General features: G+C 43.8%; 17 protein-coding genes. 1 reads left to right on the top strand and 16 read right to left on the bottom strand.

The features are described from left to right. Window positions 1-82: 82 nt before the first annotated feature. The 3 genes from GBI16_RS13290 to GBI16_RS13280 all read right to left on the bottom strand — a co-directional run bounded on the left by GBI16_RS13290 (window position 83) and on the right by GBI16_RS13280 (window position 2555). Window positions 83-451, bottom strand: coding sequence for an endonuclease domain-containing protein (locus GBI16_RS13290; RefSeq protein WP_151707217.1), 369 nt, complete (start codon window positions 449-451; stop codon window positions 83-85). Between the two features lie 159 nt (window positions 452-610). Beyond that, complete coding sequence (locus tag GBI16_RS13285) at window positions 611-1633, bottom strand: molecular chaperone DnaJ (protein ID WP_151707216.1); 1023 nt, start codon at window positions 1631-1633, stop codon at window positions 611-613. A 160-nt stretch (window positions 1634-1793) separates the two neighbouring features. After that, complete coding sequence (locus GBI16_RS13280; RefSeq protein WP_086208140.1) at window positions 1794-2555, bottom strand: ferredoxin--NADP reductase; 762 nt, start codon at window positions 2553-2555, stop codon at window positions 1794-1796. Between the two features lie 85 nt (window positions 2556-2640). On the opposite strand from GBI16_RS13280, the gene gigC reads away from it, so the two are divergent. Further along, on the top strand, window positions 2641-3519 hold the full coding sequence (gigC, locus tag GBI16_RS13275; RefSeq protein ID WP_086208141.1) for a LysR family transcriptional regulator GigC: 879 nt from the start codon (window positions 2641-2643) through the stop codon (window positions 3517-3519). A 29-nt stretch (window positions 3520-3548) separates the two neighbouring features. Here the strand turns inward: gigC and GBI16_RS13270 are convergent, their stop codons facing one another. The 13 genes from GBI16_RS13270 to nuoE all read right to left on the bottom strand — a co-directional run bounded on the left by GBI16_RS13270 (window position 3549) and on the right by nuoE (window position 17469). Next, window positions 3549-4280: a cold shock domain-containing protein gene (locus GBI16_RS13270; protein WP_110975551.1), complete on the bottom strand. Its 732-nt coding sequence runs from the start codon at window positions 4278-4280 to the stop codon at window positions 3549-3551. A gap of 121 nt (window positions 4281-4401) precedes the next feature. After that, window positions 4402-4695, bottom strand: coding sequence for a cold shock domain-containing protein (locus GBI16_RS13265; protein WP_151707215.1), 294 nt, complete (start codon window positions 4693-4695; stop codon window positions 4402-4404). Between the two features lie 86 nt (window positions 4696-4781). Beyond that, window positions 4782-5417: a uracil phosphoribosyltransferase gene (gene upp, locus GBI16_RS13260; RefSeq protein ID WP_110975552.1), complete on the bottom strand. Its 636-nt coding sequence runs from the start codon at window positions 5415-5417 to the stop codon at window positions 4782-4784. Window positions 5418-5538: 121 nt separating this feature from the next. Further along, window positions 5539-7035, bottom strand: a complete 1497-nt coding sequence (gene nuoN / locus GBI16_RS13255) for an NADH-quinone oxidoreductase subunit NuoN (RefSeq protein WP_086208145.1) — start codon at window positions 7033-7035, stop codon at window positions 5539-5541. Window positions 7036-7038: 3 nt separating this feature from the next. Next, a complete protein-coding gene (gene nuoM, locus GBI16_RS13250) occupies window positions 7039-8646 on the bottom strand; it encodes an NADH-quinone oxidoreductase subunit M (RefSeq protein WP_171264407.1) in 1608 nt (535 codons plus the stop codon). A 7-nt stretch (window positions 8647-8653) separates the two neighbouring features. Continuing rightward, the gene (gene nuoL / locus GBI16_RS13245) at window positions 8654-10543 is read right to left on the bottom strand and encodes an NADH-quinone oxidoreductase subunit L (protein ID WP_151707214.1); all 1890 of its coding nucleotides are present in this window, start codon (window positions 10541-10543) and stop codon (window positions 8654-8656) included. Further along, window positions 10540-10848: an NADH-quinone oxidoreductase subunit NuoK gene (nuoK, locus tag GBI16_RS13240; RefSeq protein WP_004695395.1), complete on the bottom strand. Its 309-nt coding sequence runs from the start codon at window positions 10846-10848 to the stop codon at window positions 10540-10542. The genes nuoL and nuoK overlap by 4 nt, the downstream gene beginning before the upstream one ends. Then, window positions 10848-11366, bottom strand: coding sequence for an NADH-quinone oxidoreductase subunit J (gene nuoJ, locus GBI16_RS13235; protein WP_171264408.1), 519 nt, complete (start codon window positions 11364-11366; stop codon window positions 10848-10850). The genes nuoK and nuoJ overlap by 1 nt, the downstream gene beginning before the upstream one ends. Beyond that, window positions 11366-11908, bottom strand: coding sequence for an NADH-quinone oxidoreductase subunit NuoI (gene nuoI / locus GBI16_RS13230; protein WP_004651038.1), 543 nt, complete (start codon window positions 11906-11908; stop codon window positions 11366-11368). The genes nuoJ and nuoI overlap by 1 nt, the downstream gene beginning before the upstream one ends. A 16-nt stretch (window positions 11909-11924) precedes the next feature. Continuing rightward, window positions 11925-12932, bottom strand: coding sequence for an NADH-quinone oxidoreductase subunit NuoH (nuoH, locus tag GBI16_RS13225; RefSeq protein ID WP_086208149.1), 1008 nt, complete (start codon window positions 12930-12932; stop codon window positions 11925-11927). Between the two features lie 3 nt (window positions 12933-12935). Further along, window positions 12936-15617, bottom strand: coding sequence for an NADH-quinone oxidoreductase subunit NuoG (nuoG, locus tag GBI16_RS13220; protein WP_151707213.1), 2682 nt, complete (start codon window positions 15615-15617; stop codon window positions 12936-12938). Window positions 15618-15628: 11 nt separating this feature from the next. Next, on the bottom strand, window positions 15629-16963 hold the full coding sequence (gene nuoF / locus GBI16_RS13215; RefSeq protein ID WP_119063184.1) for an NADH-quinone oxidoreductase subunit NuoF: 1335 nt from the start codon (window positions 16961-16963) through the stop codon (window positions 15629-15631). Continuing rightward, the gene (gene nuoE / locus GBI16_RS13210) at window positions 16960-17469 is read right to left on the bottom strand and encodes an NADH-quinone oxidoreductase subunit NuoE (protein WP_004695385.1); all 510 of its coding nucleotides are present in this window, start codon (window positions 17467-17469) and stop codon (window positions 16960-16962) included. The genes nuoF and nuoE overlap by 4 nt, the downstream gene beginning before the upstream one ends. Window positions 17470-17472: the final 3 nt, after the last annotated feature.

The raw sequence follows: 17472 nt of genomic DNA, 5'->3' as shown, positions 1-17472 counted from the left end.
CTCCCATAGGGAGAGGGAGCGTCATTTGATTAAATGTCTGTATAAATTCCACAATGGAGTTCCCTCTCCTTTTAGGAGAGGGTTAGGGAGAGGTCTGTTTTAATTCAGAACATCTCCGCCACAAATCCTCCAAAACCACTTTAGTCAGACTCAACACATCATAATTCCAATACCGCACCACACTTAAATCCAAAGCCTCTAAAAACTTGGTTCTCTCGGCATCATATTCAATCGCATCATTCGTTCCATGCTGACTACCATCTAACTCAATGACCAAACCCAGTTCATGACAGTAAAAATCTACAATATATGGTGCAATAACATGTTGCCTGCGGAATTTTAGATTCATAAATCGTTTAGCTCGAAGTAGTTGCCACATTAAATGTTCTGCATCGGTGGCATTGGTTCTCATGGTTTTGGCAAATTCTAATAATTGTGGGTCTAGTTTCATTTTTTATTTTCCATTTTAATTACCCTCACCCCTGCCCTCTCCCTGAGGGAGAGGGAGCATCCTTTGTGAATTTAATAGTTATTCGATACGCAATGAAATTCCCTCTCCTTCTAGGAGATGAGCAGCGCTGCTGCGCAAGGGGAAAGGTATTTCAAAGGCTTACAACACCCCACTCCCCAACAACATCTCTACTCCACTCACCTTTTTCATATGCTTTAAACGTTCCTTTTCCCACTTCAACTGCTGTTTTAACTCAGCAGCATCCTTATCAATCACCTTATACACATCACTCATTTTGAGCTGTTTGGTATTAACATGACTGCTCAAGTGAAAAGACGCAAAGATCTCTTCTAACTGGCTTTGCAAATTCTGACTCTGCGCTTCCAAAGACAACTGATAAAACTTTACTTGTTCCGAACTTAAAGGCTTTGAGCTTAGGCCCTTATTCGTCTCTAGCTGTAACTGGAGTTTGAGTAAGTAAAATAAATCCTGCTCTGCATAGGCTTCGTTTACCTTCTGCAAAAGTTCGGTCTTTTCTAATTTCTTCGCTTCGTCAGGCTCACGGTCAGGGTGAATCATCGCGGTAATTTTTAAATATACGGTTTTCAGCGACTGCGCTGCCATTTTGGCTGCTTGCTCACGTTTTTCTTGTTGTTTTAACTGCTTGGCACGTTCTCGCTCTGCTTCGTATTGAGCAGAATCATATTCATAATTTTCCCAGTCTACATCTACGTTTTGTTCTACCGTTTCAACGAGGTCATGACATTGTATTGAGTTTGCTTTGGCTTTCTTCGAGCATATATGTTCTGCATGCTGTATATAGAAAGTATCCACTTTCTCTACTTGTTCTTTTTGAGCCGAAGTTAGCATCTGAGATTTTTTTAGCATCTTGGCTAAGGCGGCTATTTTGGTGTCTATCTGCGCCAAATCAGCTTTGCTAAAGGCATCACTGGCTAAGTGATTCCACAGAGTATCTAGCTGTGTAAATAGAACCGTATGTAACTCGCTATAAATGGGCAAAAGCTTACTGCGCGTATAATTTTGAATGTCGGCTTGCACATTTTGCCATGCTGCCAATTCTTGTTTTTGTTGTTCAATGCGTTCAATCAAACGATTTAATTTTTTCTGCTGTGGGCTAAGCCTCACCTCTGGTTGAGCCGTCGTTTTTAACGCTGAAGACATAACCCATCCAACCCAGTACAAAAGAGAAATTATAGCGCGATCTGAGCGTACAAGCAGTGATCTCTCTTTTAAGCCAAGTTTAAAATCTGAGTGATTCAAATGCTAATCTAAGAATAAAAAAAGCCCATCATTCGATGAGCATTTTATTAGCGAAATAGCTTTACCAATAGTTTTCGACCGCAATATTTCCTTCACCACGGCGGTTCATAGTCAGGCCACGTGCTTTTAATGCCTCTTTGGTGTCTTCGACCATTTGCGGGTTACCACACAGCATCACATGGCTAGTTTCAGGGTTCAGACTCAAACCAACTGCTTTTTCAAGCTCACCATTTTCAATCAGTACGGGTAAGCGGTCATGTAGTGGCGCATGCGGATCACGCGTAATAATCGGCACAAATTTAAAGCCTGTATGGCCCTCGCCAAAGGTCTCTGCAATTTCCTGAATACGTGTTGCATAGGCCAGTTCAGAAGCTGTACGTACGCTATAGACCAGTGTAATGCTCTCGTACTTCGACCACGTCTCAAAGTCTTGCAACATCGAAATAAAAGGCGCAAGCCCTGTCCCTGTGCCCAGTAACCATAAGTCTTTTGGTAGTGGCAACTGATAACGCGCCAAAGTCAAAAAGCCGTACGGGATCTTTTCAAGGTAGATGTCATCATCAACTTTTAAGTGTTGTAAATTTGAGGTAAAGGCACCTTCTGGCACCACAATCGAGAAAAATTCTAAAGTTTCATCAAAGGGAGAGGACACCACCGAATACGCTCGAACCACCAATTCATCACCCACTTTGATGCCAATACGGGCAAATTGTCCTGCGCTAAACTTAAAATGTGCAGGTCGCGTCATGGTGAAACTAAAAAGTGTATTGGTCCAACGGTGTACGGATAAAACCTTTTCTAGGCTAAATTTTTCAATTGACATGATTTCAGCGTGGCATCAAAGACGTTGCTCATGTTAGCATGACCACATAATTTGTTAATATTTTTTAAATGTTAAGGCTATATTCATGCGCATGACTTTACGCCAGTTGGCGGTTTTTGTAGCAGTTGCTCAAGAAGGCACAGTAACCAAAGCCAGTGATGCGGTTCGACTCACCCAGAGTGCTGCGAGTATGGCTTTAGCTGATCTAGAAGACGGTTTGGGGGCACCTTTATTTGACCGCCTAGGTAAGCGTCTTCAACTCAATGATCTGGGTCGTTTCCTGCTGCCACAGGCTTTAGAAATTTTGGGTCGCTGTGATGCTTTCGAGCAAGCCGCTAAAGGTGAGTTACAAAGCATTGATTTACGTTTAGGTGCAACTCTAACCATCAGTGACTACCTCATGCCTGACCTGATGGCTGACTTCTTACAAATTCAACCTCAAGCCCATTTACAGCTACAAGTTGGTAATACCCGTCAAATGATTGAGGCAGTGAATCAGTTCCAACTGGATTTGGCCTTGATTGAAGGCTCTTGTCACTTACCACAACTGCAATGCATTCACTGGCGTGACGATGAATTAGCCGTCTGCTGTGCACCCAACCACCCTCTTGCACAACTAGACCGTACTTTGACCGCAGATGACTTTAAATCGGTCGAATGGATCTTGCGTGAAGAAGGTTCAGGTACACGTGAAGTATTTGATAATGCTATTTTGAAAGACTTGCCTGATGCCAATATCCGTCTGACCTTGGGTCATAATGAAGCGATTTTAAAAATTGTGGCGGGTGGTTTAGGGATGTCCTGTATTTCAAAACTGGCAACTGAACCTTTGCGTGAAAAAGGCCAGTTGGTGGTGCTTGATACACCGTTTTGGTCTCTCACCCGTCCACTGTTCATGTTGGTGCATCGTCAGAAGTACCAAGGCCCAGGACTCAAAGCTTTCATGAAGTTTTGCGAAAAATAACTAAGCAAAAAGCACCCGAGGGTGCTTTTTTATTTCCCAAATTGGCGCTCACAAGGCTCACCATCATTGTTCCCATCCATTTTGGTATTTGGACAGTTCCTTAAGAAGTAAAGCGCTTCTTCATAGGAACGCATTTGGGAGCAATGGGTTCGTCCATCGCATTTGAACTTTCCTGTGCTGACAGGTAAACGACCATTTTGTTTATCAATGCTCTGCGTCACACGTTCTGAGCGAGGTTGATTGGTTTGATGTAGCTCAGCATCTAAGTTTTGTTTACCTTGCTCTGTAAGCACCTGATCAGGTAACTCACCTAAAGCCTTACGTTGTTCTTCTACAATCTGCTGTTGCTCAAGCATCAATTGCTCAGCTTTATGTTGTTTTTCGATACTATAGCTTTGATATTTGCCATAAATCAGAAATCCCAACACTGCAATCACAATCACACCGATCACGGTAATGATCGTACTTTTATGTCCTGCCTCGTTATAGCGAACAGATGAGTTACTCGGTCTTACTTTTTTCTTTAACTCACCTAATTTTTGAGTTTCTGTTGGATGATTCAGCCGCTGGATATTTCCAGCCTTAAACTTGCCTTGATCTTCCACAATCATAAACTGCAACGCTTCACCAATCTTGGGTTCAATGTTGTTCTGTGGCAAATCTTTGATATGAAAAAACACATCATCAACATCCCCGTCTACTTCAATAAAACCAAAACCACGTGAGGGGCTAAAGCTTTTGATTTTCCCGTTCAGAAACATAATATGTGCTAATCAACTGTATTTTCGAGTATTGTAATCAATAAAAAAGAGGCTAAAAAGCCTCTTTCAATCAAAATAAGCAGATTAATTTTGCAGCATGTGCATACTCAATTTACCCATTTTAACGTCTGAAATTAGACAATAAATCTGTGGTAATCGACTTATTGTGGCTTGAGACTTTCGATTTCTTAGCTTTGGCAGAGTTGTCTTCAACCCGCTCAATTTTAATTGCTTTATAGCGATCGCCATTTTCAACCACATTAAACTTTACACGTTCATTGCGTTTCGGCTCACCTAAGTCTGCTGGGAAATCCGAGATATGAAAAAATACGTCGCCTTCAGGTGAGGAAATAAAACCAAAACCTTTATCCGCATTATATTGCTTCACTTTTCCTTGATATTGTTCAGACTTCATTACCCGATCCTCATCTGTACATGGCTAGATAGCCAGTATATAAAAAAGAGGCTGTGAAAGCCTCCTTTATGCATTCATTTTAATCATTAATCTTTTTGAACTGAACCAAAGATTTTATCGCCCGCATCGCCTAGACCCGGCACGATATAACCATTAGCATTTAAACCTTGGTCAATTGAAGCCGTGAAAATAGTGACATCTGGGTGCGCATCATTTACACGTTTAATTCCTTCAGGCGCCGCAACCAATACCATTACACGAATATCTTTACAACCACTTGCTTTCAATACATCAATCGCAGCAACCAACGAAGACCCTGTTGCAAGCATTGGGTCAATAATCATGGCTAAACGGTTTTGTACATCTGGAACTAATTTTTTGTAATAAGTACGCGCTTCAAGCGTTTCTTCATCGCGCTCTAAACCCAATACAGATACTTTTGCACTTGGAATCAGGTTTAAGAAACCATCCAACATACCAATACCCGCACGTAAAATTGGCACAACCGTAATTTTTTTTCCCACAATACGGTCTACGATGACTTTACCATTCCAACCATCAATTTCATGATCACACACAGGTAAATCTTTTGTTGCTTCATAGGTCAACAGCATAGTCACTTCTTGAGCCAGCTCGCGAAAGTTTTTCGTGCTGATATCTGCACGACGAAGAAGACCAAGCTTATGACGAATCAACGGATGACGAATTTCATGGATAGCCACGGGAGAGCACCTAAAAGGTAAAATAAAATTCCTGACATTATAAAGCTTTTTATCGTGCGATAAAAACAAAAAGCCCCCAATTGATGGAGGCTTTTTTATTAAAACAAAACGTTTTGAATGATTAGTGCTGTTGAGAAAGCATAAAGTGGATTGGAGATAAAATCTCAGACTGAAGCGCAAGCTTAATAATTGGATCTGGATAGATACCAATCACCAGTACTGCTGCCGCAGCTAAAAGCACCATAATCCCCCCCACTTTTTGACCCCAATGATCCACAGCGTCTACACGCGGTGCGTCTGGTGGTGTCATGTACATCACAACCATCACACGGAGATAGTAATACAGACCAATACCAGAACCAACAATGATCATCGCAGCAAGGAACCAATGTTGAGTCGTTACCGCAGCCATCACCACCAGGAACTTACCAATGAAGCCCGCTGTCAATGGAATACCTGCAAGCGATAACATCATCACGGTTAACACTGCGGTCAACACTGGACGACGCCAGAATAGACCACGGTAGTCTGCTAGGCTTTCTGCTTCATCCACGTTGTTATATGGACTAGACATCAATGCAACTGCACCGAACGCACCAATTGTAGTTAATACATAAGTGATTACATAAACAGATACGTTTCCAAGGCTTGCATAGGTCATGCTGATTAAACCAATCAACAAGTAACCAAAGTGCGCAATTGAAGAGTATGCCAAGATACGTTTCAAGTTCACTTGTTTCACTGCAAGGAAGTTACCCACCAAGATTGATAACACTGCAATCACAGTTAAGATCGTGATGATAGAGTCAACTAGGATCGCACCTGAAGTTAAAATGTAACGTACAAACAGGCCAATTGTTGCGACTTTTGCAGCCGTTGCAAGGAAAGTTGCAATCGGTGTTGGTGCACCTGCATAAACGTCTGGTGTCCATTTGTGGAATGGCGCTAAAGACAGTTTAAATGCCACAGCAAATACGATGAAACCTAAACCTAAAAGCACCATCGGTTGCTGGATGTTTTGCATTAACGCTTGAACATTGTCATAGAACGACATTGAACCTGTGTACGCGTAAATGTAAGCCATACCCATCAACAACATTGCCGAAGCGGTTGCTGAAAGCACCAAGTACTTCACACCCGCTTCTAAAGATTTAGAGCGTTGGTGTGTATACGCCAATAAGCCATATACAGGAATCGACATCAACTCAAGGCTAATGAAGAACGATGCATAGTGAGAGCTTGCGACCATTAACATTGCACCAGTCACTGATGACAACATTAAGATATACAGTTCTTCACGGTTATCTTTATAGGTCTCGATATAGGCATGAGACAAAGTACAGCATGCCAGTGCCGCAATCAAAATGATCACTTGGTATAACAAGGTGAACGCATCCACCATGAACATACCCATCACGTTTGCTGGTTTAAAAGCCCCACCAAACATTGTGAAAAGCACATAAGCTGCTGCAAGGTTTAAGCCCACAACTGATGCTGTTGCAATTAAGTTATGGTTACGCTTAATTGCAGTAAGAATCATCACGACGATCGTTGTTAAAGCAACGATCATCACAGGAGCTAAAGGCATAAGCTCAGAAAATGACATTGTGAAGTTCATGACTTATTGCATCTCCACATTTTCGAGTTGAACAGTTGCTTGACTTGCAACGTCAACGACTTCTTGTACAGGAATGTAGCTGTTTGCTAACCACGCCATGCTTGAATTTGAAATATCAAGGAAGCTTTGTGGATATAGCCCCAGCCATAACAGACCGAAAGCACAGATTAACAAGATCACTACTTCACGCGCATTTAAGTCTTTCAATGGGTTGTTGTAGTGCTGTTGTTGTTCTTCGTTCGGTGTACCAAACAATGCTTTGTGGATCAGAATCAAGCCATAAAGACCTGCAAATACTAAGCTTACAGCTGCAAGAATAGTAAACACTGGGAATTTTGCATAAGAACCCATCAGGATCAGGAACTCACCAATGAAGTTACCTAGACCCGGAATACCCACAAGCGCCGCCACGAAGAACATGAGGAAGAATGCAAGATATGGGAACTGACCACGCATACCGCCCATCAAACGCATATCGCGTGTATGAACACGCTCGTACACTTGACCACACATAATGAACAATGCAGCAGATGACAAGCCATGTGCCAACATCATGATCATCAAACCTTGGAAGGTTAAAATGTTACCTGCGTAAATCGCAAGTAAAACAAAGCCCATGTGTGAAATTGACGTGTACGCAAGTAAACGTTTCATATCGGTTTGCTGGAAAGCACACCAAGCACCGTAGAAGATACCGATCAAACCGAAAATGATCGCGATATCTGCAAACTGTGCAGAAGCCGCTGGGAAGAATGGAATCACAAAACGAAGTAGACCGTATGCAGCCGTCTTAATCAAGATACCTGCAAGGTCAACCGAACCCGCTGTAGGTGCTTGTGCATGCGCATCTGGTAACCAGCCGTGTAATGGGAAAACTGGAAGTTTTACCGCAAAACCGACAAATAAACACAGCATGAATGCATAAGCAACGGTAGGTAATTCTTTGTCTAAAGTGTTGGCTACAGCTAATAAGTAGTTGTAATCAAAACCGATCATACCTGTCATCATGTAACCATAAACCACGAGGCCTAGGATACCGATCAACATAATAAGACCAGCGACTTGCGTATAGATAAAGAATTTGGTTGCAGCGTAAACACGTGATTTACCTTCTGCCCCTTTATGACCCCAAAGCGCGATCAAGAAGTAGATAGGTACAAGCATCATCTCCCAGAAGAAGAAGAACAAGAACATGTCAATCGCTAAGAAGACACCGATCACACCACCCAAAGACCATAAAAGGTTTAAGTGGAAGAAACCAACATTCTTTTGAATTTCACCCCAAGAACAGCCGACAGCTAACACACCTAAAAGTGCCGTTAAGCCCACCATTAATAGAGATAGGCCATCCACCGCTAAGTGGATGTTAATGCCTAAAGTTTGAATCCATGGCAACATGAATTCAGCAGACCACGATGGCACTTTCGCGCCAAGTTCGTAGTTAAATGTACCTGTTTGCCACAGCGCAACAGTTAAGCCCAAAGTAATGAGCATACCAATCAGCGCAATATAACGCGGCAGTTTGTCGTCGAGTTTGTCGACTAACCAACAAATAAAACCAGCAATGAACGGAACTAAGATCAGCGCGGGTAGAATCCAGTTGTTTGTGATTTCCATCTTATTTCCCCACGATCTGAGTTACGATCAAGACCATTAGCAATACAAAGATACCTAATGCCATGCTTGATGCGTAATCACGCAATGAACCTGTTTGACGTGAACTTGTGAAGCTATGCCCACCTTTCACAATAGCAGGCAAGACTAACCACAAGCGATCAATTGGATCACGACCTAAAATCTTCGCAATAAGCAAATATGGTTTCACAAAAACAATGTCATAGAGCGCATCGAAACCTAGCGCATTACGGCAAATGTTTGCAAGACCTGCACCCAATGACGTTTTAGCAAAGCTTTTCACAGCACTATAAGCAAATGCAAATAACACCACACCAATCGCTAAACCAACAAGTGCAATACCAACAGCAGTCCATTCAGCGCTGTGCATGCCATGTTCTAATGCTTCTGGGATTACAAATGCTGGGATTTTTGCTGCATTTAAAATGCTTTCTACAGGTGCTTTAAGTACCGCACCAATGAAAGTTGAAAGTACTGCAAGAATACCCAAAGGTCCCCAGTATGTGATGCCTTTAATCGCATGATATGGGGTATTTTCTTTACCAAAGAACACAACCCAAATCAGACGGAATGTGTAAATCGAGGTTAAGAATGCACCTGCTACACCCGCCCAGTATAATGAGTTATACACTGCGATTGATTCACCTTGAACCCAAACTGCACCCAAGATCGCGTCTTTCGAGAAGAAGCCCACGGTGATATATGGAATCGCGGCTAATGCACCGCCACCAATGGCGAAACACATAAATAGGAATTTATTCTTGTAGAACAAACCGCCCATCTTGAAGATGTTTTGTTCGTGGTGATAAGCCAAAATCACTGCACCTGAAGACAAGAACAATAATGCCTTGAAGAATGCGTGAGTCAGCATGTGGAATAGACCTGCTTGGTAAGCTTCAGCACCCACAGCCATAAACATATAACCGAGCTGACTCATTGTTGAGTAAGCCAAAATACGTTTGATGTCGGTTTGAACCAATGCTGCAAAACCAGCCACCAACAAGGTTACCGCACCTGTGATTGAGATAAACATCATCACTTCTGGTGCCATTTCAAACACGGTGTGCATACGGCAGCACAGGTAAACACCTGCAGTTACCATCGTTGCAGCGTGGATCAATGCAGATACAGGTGTAGGACCTGCCATCGCATCGGCCAACCATGTTTGTAATGGGATCTGTGCAGATTTACCTGCTGCACCCAAGAACAACATGAGTGCTGTCCAAATGGTTAAAGATGAACTTTGTGTCATCACTGTTGGTGCAGCTGCAACCACTTCCGCAATGTTTAATGTACCGAACTGTTGGTAAATTAAGAACAAAGCGATCAGTAAGAACACATCACCGATACGTGTTACGGTAAATGCTTTAATTGCTGCAAAACCATTTGCAGGGTTTTGGTAGTAGTAACCAATCAGCAAGTAAGAACATAGGCCCACGCCTTCCCAACCTAAGAACAATAACGCTAAGTTATCGCCCAATACGAGCAGCAACATGCTAGCAACGAACAGGTTGAAATAAGAGAAGAAACGTGCAAAGTCTTCTTCACCACGCATGTACCATGACGCAAAGATGTGAATTAGGAAACCCACACCCGTCACCATACCCATCATGAGCAGTGATAAACCGTCAAGATGTAAGCTAATGCCTGGGCTTAGATTACCGACATTGAACCATGTCCACAGATGTTGAACATAAGTCACTTTACCGTTATTAACAAAGTCTAGACCAGCGATCAAAGCAACTAATGCAGAAAGTCCAACTGCCCCCACACCAATAATGGCAGCAACATTTTCAGGAAGCTTGTTGCGACCTGCCGCTAAAAGGACAAAACCAATGAGCGGGAATAATACTGTTAAATATAAAAAACTCATCCGCGCATCTCACTAGCAGCATCCACATCCAAGTGATGGAAGCGATGGTAGAACTGAAGGACGATCGCAAGACCAATACAAGCCTCTGCCGCAGCAAGCGTTAAGATCAAAATAAACATGATTTGTCCGTCTGGTTGTACCCATGCACTACCAGCCAAAACAAACGCAAGCGCTGCTGCGTTCATCATGATTTCAAGGCTCATTAACATAAATAATAGATTGCGTCGCACCATCACACCGTAAAAACCCAGTGCAAAAAGGATGGTTGCAACAATCAAACCATGTTCTAAAGGGATGTTGCCCATTATTGTTTGTCCTCTTCTGCACCTGGTTCACGTTTACCAAGATGGAATGCTGCAACCAATGCAGCAAGCAATAACATGGCAGCAACTTCAACCAATAATAAATAGTGAGTAAAGAGTGCTTGGCCAACGACTTTTGGACCCACAACTTCGGTACCCATAGCAGGGCCAGCCACTGTGTAGTCAGAGCCGAGCATCCACACCAACACCAAGCCCATTAAGAAGCTCATGAGTGCTGGATATGCCCAAGCAGACGATGTTAACCATTTACGCTCTTGTTCAACGGTATGTTGACCAAGGTTTAACATCATCACTACGAATACGAATAACACCATGATCGCGCCTGCATAGACGATGATCTCAAGCGCGCCAGCAAATGGCGCACCCACGATCATAAACATGCCTGCAACTGCAAGAAGTGACACGATCAAGCTCAATAAAGCGTGTACAGGATTCGCGTTGGTCACAACACGAATCGTAGAAACGATGGCCACAAGTGCCATCAAATAAAATGGCCACATCATGGTAATAAGCTCCGTACATCAACTGGTGCGCTTTCACGCTGCGCTTGACCTTTGTCTTTTCCAGTTACAGCCATACCTGTTACACGGTAGAAGTTGTAGTCTGGGTATTTACCAGGACCTGAAATGAGTAAGTTTTCTTTCTCGTATACCAAGTCTTGACGAACGTATTCACCCAACTCGAAATCTGGCGTCATTTGAATTGCAGTCGTCGGACATGCTTCTTCACACATACCGCAGAAAATACAACGTGAGAAGTTGATACGGAAAAACTCCGGATACCAACGACCATCTTCCTTTTCTGCTTTTTGTAGTGAAATACAGCCAACAGGACATGCAACTGCACATAAGTTACACGCAACACAACGTTCTTCACCATCTGGGTCACGTGTTAACACGATACGACCACGGAAACGTGGTGGAACAATTTGTTCGGCTGGCACTTCTGGGTAAAGAATGGTGTCACGTTTACGTGTCACGTGTGAGAAAACCATCCACAGTGAACGTACGATTGACCCGAACCCAGCTAGAATTTTATACATTTTATTCTCCCTGCCCTTACCACAGAATCACTGCGCCAGTAACTAATAAGTTAACTAACGCTAATGGTAAGCAAATCTTCCAACCAAAGTTCATCACTTGGTCATAACGTGGACGCATAAGTGAACCACGAGCCAAGACAAACATCATCACAAAGAATGCTGTTTTGATAATGAACCAGAATACGGGTGGAACGAACGGAATGTCGATGTTAAATGGCGCTAACCAACCACCGAAGAATAGCGTGACGATCAATGCAGAGATCAGAACCACGTTGACATATTCTGCAACGAAGAACATCCCCCATTTCATACCACCGTACTCGACGTGGTAACCTTCCGCCAATTCTTGTTCTGCTTCTGGTTGGTCAAATGGGTGACGGTGAGTAACCGCAACACCTGCAACCACGAAGATTAAGAAACCTAAGAACTGTGGAATAACAAACCATACATCTTTTTGTGCTTCTACAATTTCACGCATGTTGAATGAGCCTGCAATCGCAACCACACCCATCAATGAAATACCCAAGAACACTTCATAAGAAATGGTTTGTGCTGCTGAACGTAGACCACCGAGCAATGCATATTTGTTGTTTGATGACCAACCACCAAACAATACGGCATAGACGGCAATACCGGCCATTGCCATAAAGAACAATAGGCCAATGCTCATGTCTGACACACCTAAGTATGGTGATACAGGAATAACCATGAACGACAGCACCGCTGTTGCCATGGCAACAGCAGGAGCTAAACGGAAAGTCAATTTGTCAGCAAACTTTGGTGTCCAGTCTTCTTTGAACATGATTTTCAGCATGTCAGCAACGATCTGGAACATCCCCCCAGGACCTACACGGTTGGGACCATAACGGTCTTGCCATAAGCCCAGTAAACGACGCTCAATAAAAGACATCAACGCAGCGATGAGTACTACAACGAGTAAAATCACAATCGCTTGAATGACTGAGTAGGCAATTGGCCAGTTCTCAGCCCAAAGCGGCGTTTGACGGATTAATTCTTGTTGCATGAATTACGCTCCTACCGCGACTGATACAGGCTCAGCAAGTGAAACCGTAGGTGCAAGACCAACTGGATAACCAATATAACCTGTAGGTAAATAATCAATCACTTGAACTGGAAGTACAATCGAAGTCTCACCTGCTTTCACAGTGATTTTTTGACCATCTTGAACATTCAAACGAGTTGCATCTTGCTCACCCACTGCAAAGACTGCTTCAGGAATACGCGACTCCATTGCAGGCGTTTTCACAGTAAATTCACCAGAAGCAAAAATGTGATGCATTGGCACTAAACGGAAGCTATCAGGGTTTGCAACCACAACCGCAGGAGCTACGAAAGTACGTGCTGGACGCTTCGCTAAACGATCGAATAAACGCACACCCGAATCACCACCTTTTAAGTGACCACCGACGTTATCTTGGAATTTGTTCCAAGCTTGCGGTGAGTTCCAACCTGCTGACCATGCAAATGGTACCAGTGGAGACGGCGTCTGGTTCCCGACATAGCCTTCCATAGAGAAGGTTAATGCAGAGTCGATATCTGTCGGTTGTTTCGGTTCATGCACGTTCAATGGTGCACGCATAGAAGTACGACCAGAGTAACGACGTGGTTCACGCGCAACTTTCAAACCATGGACACGGAAGCCCGCATCTGGAGCTACATCTTGAATCGCCTCAAGTGCAGGTACGTTTTTCGCAACTGACTCAATCACGTCATCAAGCAAGGTCCAAGAAATCGCTTTGCCCTTCACGCCAGTTTCAATGGCATGTAACCAGCGCCAAGATTCTTTGATCGCCAGTTCAGGTTTATAGTAGCTCGGGTCATACACTTGGTAGAAACGTTGTGCACGGCCTTCTTGAGAGACAACCGTACCATCGCCTTCAGCAAATGACGCAGCAGAAAGTACGATATCGGCTTTCTTGACAGTTTCAGTTTCAGAATGATCTAAAACAATCACTTCTTTATCTGCAAGTGCCGCTTCAACTTGTGCCGCTGGCAAACGACGGAATAGATCATTTTCAACGATCACAACCGTGTCATAGTCTTGTGCAAACACTTGTTCTAAGCTTTGACCACCAAAGATCGCCAAGCCCATAGAGTTCACTTCAGGAACTGTCAGGGTTAAACCAGCATTTCCACCAAGGTTTTGCGCAACTTGCGCAGCAGCTTCCATGATGGATGCATCTTGTAAACTCGTACCTGAAATGATCAGTGGTTTCTTCGCCGCTTTTAGGGTCTCTGCAATGTTCTGAGCAAAGGCTTTCGCATCATCTGCTAGACCAAGAATTGCATCACCTTTCACAGCAGCAGCAACAGCAAAACCTAAACGAGCGATGTCGTTTGGAGATGCAACCACTTCACCTGTAGCCACATCAGCTAAGCGAGTTTGCGTTGCAGCGAGGATGAAAATCGGTGATTTCGCATCTTGAGCAATACGTTGTAGCGGTTCTGCCAACCAGTCTTGGGTACGGCGTTCCGCAGCCATTTCTTTGGCTTTGTTTTTCGCCGCTTGACGAACAGACAACGCCATACGTGGCGCAGTTTGCGTTAAGTCTTCACCCAAAATGAGCACAGCATCATAGCTTTCGATTTCACGCATACCTGGGTTATATACACCTTCGGTTTGCATAATAGATGCAGCCAATTCAACCAAGTTCTGCTCTTTTTGAGACATACCTGTTGAATAGTGCTCTTGACCAACTAATTCGCGAAGTGCGAAGTTCGACTCAAGTGATGCACGTGGAGAACCAATACCTAAGACTTTTTTGCCTTGAATATTTGCAATCACCGTATCTAAAGCAGTATCTACAGAAACAGTTTCAATTTTTGTAGCATTACGGAACTGTGGTTGACGTGGACGATCTGCACGGTTCACATAGCCTGTCCCAAAACGACCTTTATCACAAAGGAAGTATTGGTTTACATCACCATTAAAACGGTTTTCGACACGACGAAGTTCGCCATAACGCTCACCTGGAGAAATGTTACAACCCGAAGAACAGCCTTGGCATACGCTTGGCGCATACTGCATGTCCCACTTACGGTTATAGCGTTCTGAATGCGTTTTATCAGTAAATACACCTGTAGGACATACTTCAGTCAAGTTACCCGAAAACTCAGACTCTAAAGTACCCGACTCAGGACGACCAAAGTAAACACGTGACGCGCTTGCATATACGCCAAAGTCTGTACCGCCCGCGTAGTCTTTGTAGTAACGAACACAACGGTAACATGCGATACAACGGTTCATTTCATGAGAAATGAATGAGCCTAACTCTTGGTTGTAGTGCGTACGTTTCGTGAAACGGTAACGACGACGGTCGTGTTGAGTCATCACAGTCATATCTTGTAAATGACAGTGCCCACCTTCTTCACAGACTGGACAGTCGTGTGGGTGGTTGGTCATCAAGAACTCAACAATTGACGCGCGGAAGTCTTTCGCTTCTTTGTCTTCAATCGAGATGTAGGTATTGTCAGATGCAGGTGTCATACATGACATGACTAAACGACCACGCGTATCTTCAGGATTCGCGTATTGAGTCACGGCACATTGACGGCAAGAACCGACAGAACCTAAGGATGGATGCCAACAAAAGTACGGGATATCAATACCCAAAGACAAACATGCTTGTAGCAAGTTCTCTGAGCCATTGACTTCGTACGATTTGCCATCGACATGAATTGTAGCCATAGTCGAATTCCTTAAGCTTGTTCTACGTTGCTAGTTTGCGCAGCAGCAGCATTCACCACTTTTGCTTCAAACTCGCCACGGAAATATTTGAGTGCACCCATCAACGGTTCCATTGCACCTGGAGCATGCGCACAGAAAGTCTTACCAATCCAAAGCTTACGAGTAAGCTCTTGTAAGTGATCAATATCTTCTTTCTTACCTGTACCATCTTCCAATGCTTTCAGTGCTTTCACCGCCCACGGTAAACCATCACGACAAGGCGTACAGAAACCACATGACTCACGTGCAAAGAATTCTTCTAAGTTACGTGTCGCTGAAACCATACATTGCGTTTCGTCAACCACCATCAGCAAACACGTACCTAAACGTGAACCTGCTTTCATGATGCTCTCAGCATCCATCGGTAGATCAATGTGTTCAGCAGCCAAGAAATCTGTAGATGCACCACCTGGTAACCATGCTTTCAGTTTCAAACCATCACGCATACCGCCTGCATAGTCTTCAATCACTTCACGCGCAGTTGTACCAAATGGAAGTTCCCAAAGACCTGGGAATTTCACCTTACCAGATGCACCATAAATTTTTGTGCCCGGATCTTTCGACTTGCCCGCAGATAAGCCGATATACCACTCTGGGCCACGCAGCATAATTGCAGGTAGGTTATTGTAGGTCTCTACGTTGTTGACAATGGTAGGACGACCCCAAGCACCAGCAACTTGCGGGAATGGCGGTTTGGTACGTGGGTTTGCACGACGGCCTTCAAGCGAGTTAATCAATGCAGTTTCTTCACCACAAATATAACGACCTGCGCCCGTGTGTACATAAAGCTCGAAGTTCCAACCCGTTCCAAGGATGTTATCACCCAAGTAACCTTTGGCACGAACTTGCTCAAGCGCTTCATTTAAGTAGGCAGCCGCTTCAATGTACTCGCCACGAATGAAGATATAACCATGAGTTGCTTCAAGCGTATACGCTGCAATCAACATCCCTTCAATCAATTGGTGAGGAAGTTTTTCCATCAACAAACGGTCTTTAAAGGTCCCTGGTTCCATCTCATCGGCATTACAAATCAGGTAACGTGGCCCTGAATTGTCATTTGGCGCCATCAAAGACCATTTGATCCCAGCTGGGAAGCCCGCACCACCACGACCTTTTACGGTCGCCGCTTTAATCACTTCAAGCACATCTTTCGGTGGCATGGTGATTGCTTTTTTTAGACCCGCGTAACCTTCAAGCGCTTCGTAATCATCTGCATTTCGAACGTGCTCTTGTTTACTCAAACGCCAAGTTAATGGATGCGTTTCTGGGTTACCTTCGCCATAAATTGGTTTTGGTTCGGTATTCATACATACTTCTCCAATAACTGTTTCACTGAAGAAACTTCAACCAAACCGTGAGTGTCTTCATTCACCATCAAGGTTGGGCCTTTGTCACAGTTACCTAAGCAGCAAATCGGCAGCAAAGTAAAACGACCATCAGCAGTCGTTTGACCAAACTGAATGCCTAGCTCGCGCTGAAAAGCTTCTGCTAAAGTTTCCGCACCCATCAAGAAACACGCAATCGAGTCACAAAGTAAAATGACGTTACGACCCACGGGTTGACGGTAAATACGGTTATAGAAAGTTGCAACACCTTCCAAATCAGCAACACTGATTGTCAATAACTGAGCAATGGCGTTTAGCTGCGCGTCATCTACCCAGCCATTACGGCGTTGTACACACTTCAAAGCATCCAAAGATGCTGCACGTGGGTACGGATAGTGACCAATGTGATGTTCGATTTCATGGATTTCGTCCGTAGTCAAAATCCCTTCAACATTCACGCGTGGCTTTTTATCAGTCAAAATCATCATAAT

Source organism: Acinetobacter sp. TUM15064 (assembly GCF_008980265.1).
Lineage (GTDB): Bacteria > Pseudomonadota > Gammaproteobacteria > Pseudomonadales > Moraxellaceae > Acinetobacter.
The sequence above is the reverse complement of the archived record's forward strand: the minus strand, read 5'-3'. Positions and strand labels throughout refer to the sequence as shown.